The sequence below is a fragment of the Leisingera sp. F5 genome, assembly GCF_001593695.1.
On the sequence record NZ_LUKH01000397.1, the window covers coordinates 1 to 2,587 of the forward strand.

3 protein-coding genes, 1 pseudogene and 1 other annotated feature are annotated in these 2,587 nt (G+C 60.5%); all 4 genes and pseudogenes read left to right on the forward strand.

The features are described 5' to 3' along the window. The first annotated feature begins 487 nt into the window (after positions 1 to 487). On the forward strand, positions 488 to 703 hold the full coding sequence (locus tag A2I95_RS30865; protein ID WP_291735975.1) for a hypothetical protein: 216 nt from the start codon (positions 488 to 490) through the stop codon (positions 701 to 703). 48 nt (positions 704 to 751) lie between these two features. After that, positions 752 to 1,186 carry a hypothetical protein gene (locus A2I95_RS30870; protein ID WP_291735976.1) on the forward strand — a complete coding sequence of 145 codons (435 nt, stop codon included), beginning with the start codon at positions 752 to 754 and terminating at the stop codon, positions 1,184 to 1,186. A 97-nt stretch (positions 1,187 to 1,283) separates the two neighbouring features. Next, the gene (locus tag A2I95_RS30875; RefSeq protein ID WP_035920090.1) at positions 1,284 to 1,544 is read left to right on the forward strand and encodes a hypothetical protein; all 261 of its coding nucleotides are present in this window, start codon (positions 1,284 to 1,286) and stop codon (positions 1,542 to 1,544) included. Beyond that, positions 1,502 to 1,620, forward strand: a sequence feature (AL1L pseudoknot). Its footprint overlaps the gene before it by 43 nt. 21 nt (positions 1,621 to 1,641) lie before the next feature. Continuing rightward, positions 1,642 to 2,580: pseudogene (locus A2I95_RS30880) on the forward strand (IS3 family transposase); the annotation flags it as partial. Between the last annotated feature and the right edge of the window lie 7 nt (positions 2,581 to 2,587).

Here is a 2,587-nt window from a genome sequence, read left to right on the forward strand (position 1 = left end):
GAAGTGAACTGGCTTCGCGGACTGTCGTCAGCAGGTGCTGCAGTGCTCTGGCCCGGATCGGCCGGCTCCAAAGGCCCATCATTTCATCTTTGGTTTCGATGGCGGCAATTTGGTAAAGCCGGACAATCTGGTCCAAAGTGATGCGGTGGGCAAGGCGGCCCCTGATCGTATGCATCCCCGCACGCCGCAGAAAGGATGCCAGCTGGGCATCCGTGCAACAGTGCCTCAAGGCCACAATCCAATCCCCGGCGAACCGCGACGAGACCGTGGCAAGGCTTGAAGGATCCGAAACTGTCATTTCCTAGGGCTCTAGCGTTGTTTGTCATTATTGGGAAACACATCGTCTTTTTTGAACGTGAAATTGGTCACCTGCAACACGCATTTGACGTGAATGAACAGTAGGCTGGAACCCTGGAAAGGACGCGTCGGCCCCCGATCCGCGGTATGCATCCTCTGTATCTAAGCATTGCCGGCCTGGCCGGATGTCATGCCTGACGATGAAAGGGCCACGATTGCGTTGAATTTCGCGCCGGGAATCTGCAGACGGTCCAAGGGCGTGGTCTATCACTATCGTGGCGCCTATCTGGTAGCGCTGGGGGGCGCGGCGGCACGGCAGGTGCCGCACTACCCGGACTACCTGTCCGTTGTACCGACGCTCCGCCGCCGCCGTCCGCTCTGGAAAAGGCTAAGGCAATGGGCTTGAAGTAACACAGGCCTATGGGCTGACAGAGACCTATGGCCATATATCCAAATGCCACGGCAGGGCGGCTGGAAAGACCTGTCTTCTGGTGGACAAGCGGAACTGCAGGCTGAGCAGAGGATTGCCATGCCGATGGTTGAGGCGGATTCTGTGATCGACACCGAATGTGGTCAAGCGGTTGCGCGTGACGGCGGAATACAGGGCGAGATTGCAGTGTGCGGCAATACCGTGATGACCTCGCGCAACCTGTCCGGCATGCAGCCGGATCAGTGCTATAATGTTCCGATCACCGACGGCAACGGCGGGATGCACAACGATCCGGTGGCGATCAAACACAGCAACAAACGCTGGTGGATATTGATTGCCGGCAGCGACCTTTTGCTTTGGGTCAAAGGATTGGCAATCGGGGCGGGTCTGGATCGCCGCCTTGAACCGCCCCGGGTTTTCCGGAGGCTTCAACTCCTGATTAGGATGAAGCCACAATGAGCAAGACAACAAACAAGTATTCTCCTGAGGTCCGCGAGCGTGCGGTGCGGCTGGTGCTGGACAAGTGAGCCATTGAGGCGCCATTGGTTCGCGCCCAATGGCGAACGGCCAGCACAGTTCCCGTTGGCAGGCGATCATGTCGATCTCCGCAAAGACCGGCTGTCCGGCGCATACGCTGAATGAGTGGGTTAAGAAGGCAGAAGCCGACAGCGGCAAGCGGGCGGGCGTGCCAACAGATGCAGCCGGCAAGATGAAGGCGCTGGAGCGGGAAAACCGCGAGCAGCGCCGGGCGAACGAGATCCTCCGCAAAGCCTCCGCGTATTTTGCGATGGCGGCGCTCGGCCGCCGGTCGAAGTGATGGTGTCATTTACCGGCATGCATCGCGCGGAGCATGGGGGCGAGCCGATCTGCATTCGCCATTGCCGCTCGGACCAATGGCGCGGCATGTCTCATTCCTGCCGATTGCCCCTTCCAGGTATTATGAGCACCTGGCGAAGCGGGCCGGTCCGGCCCGGTTGTCGGAGCGTGCCCGGCGTGACGCGGCATTGCGGCCCGAGATCCGGCGGGTTTTCGAAGAGAACTGGCGGGTCTCGGGCGTGCGGAAGGTCTGGCGGCAATTGCAGCGGGAAGGCTTTGACGCCGCCCGCTGCACGGTTGCTCGGCTGATGAAGGGCATGGGTATTCAAGGCGCTCGCCATTGTCCTCGGACCAATGGCGGACAAAGGCTCGCTCATTGATGCCTATGCCCGCAAGATCGCCGGCCCCCTCCCGGCAGATCTGGCATGGCCAAATCGCCTGCCGGTCAATGGTCGTGTCAGCACCCCGGCGCATGCCGGGTTCGTTCTCGATGCTCTGGAGCAGGCTGTTCACGAGCGGCGGCCGGCAAAGGCGATGGGGCTTGTTCACCACTCCGGCCGCCGTTCTCGGCGATGCTCGCATCGCCTGTCACGCAGTGGGTCAGCCAATACCTGTCGATCAAATACACAGAGCGGTTGGGAGAAGCTGGTATCGAGCCCTCTGCCGGCAGCGCCGGAGACAGTTGCGACAATGCCTTGGCCGAGACGATCAACGGCTTGTTCAAGGCCGAGGCCGTTCACCGCCGCGGCCCTTGGCGCAACTTCGAGGCAGCGGAATACGCAACACTCGAATGGGTGGACTGGTTCAACAGCCGCCGCCTGCTTGAGCCTATCGGGAACATTCCGCCGGCAGAAGCAGAGGCCGATTTCTACGCCGCCCTGGAAACTGAGGACATTGCCGCGCAACTAACTGAAATCAGCCTCCGGCAAACCCGGGGCGGTTCACGTCCGGGCTGTTCTGACAAGGAAAGAGCCTTATTCGCCAAGGGCTGTCTGAACCCAATTGAGAAACACGAGTTAGCAAGACCTGCGAGATGATGGTGCA

Coding starts and splice junctions, on each gene's coding strand:
- A2I95_RS30865 (WP_291735975.1), top strand. CDS start 488: ATGCCTGACGATGAAAGGGCCACGATTGCGTTGAATTTCGCGCCGGGA.
- A2I95_RS30870 (WP_291735976.1), top strand. CDS start 752: ATGCCACGGCAGGGCGGCTGGAAAGACCTGTCTTCTGGTGGACAAGCG.
- A2I95_RS30875 (WP_035920090.1), top strand. CDS start 1,284: ATGGCGAACGGCCAGCACAGTTCCCGTTGGCAGGCGATCATGTCGATC.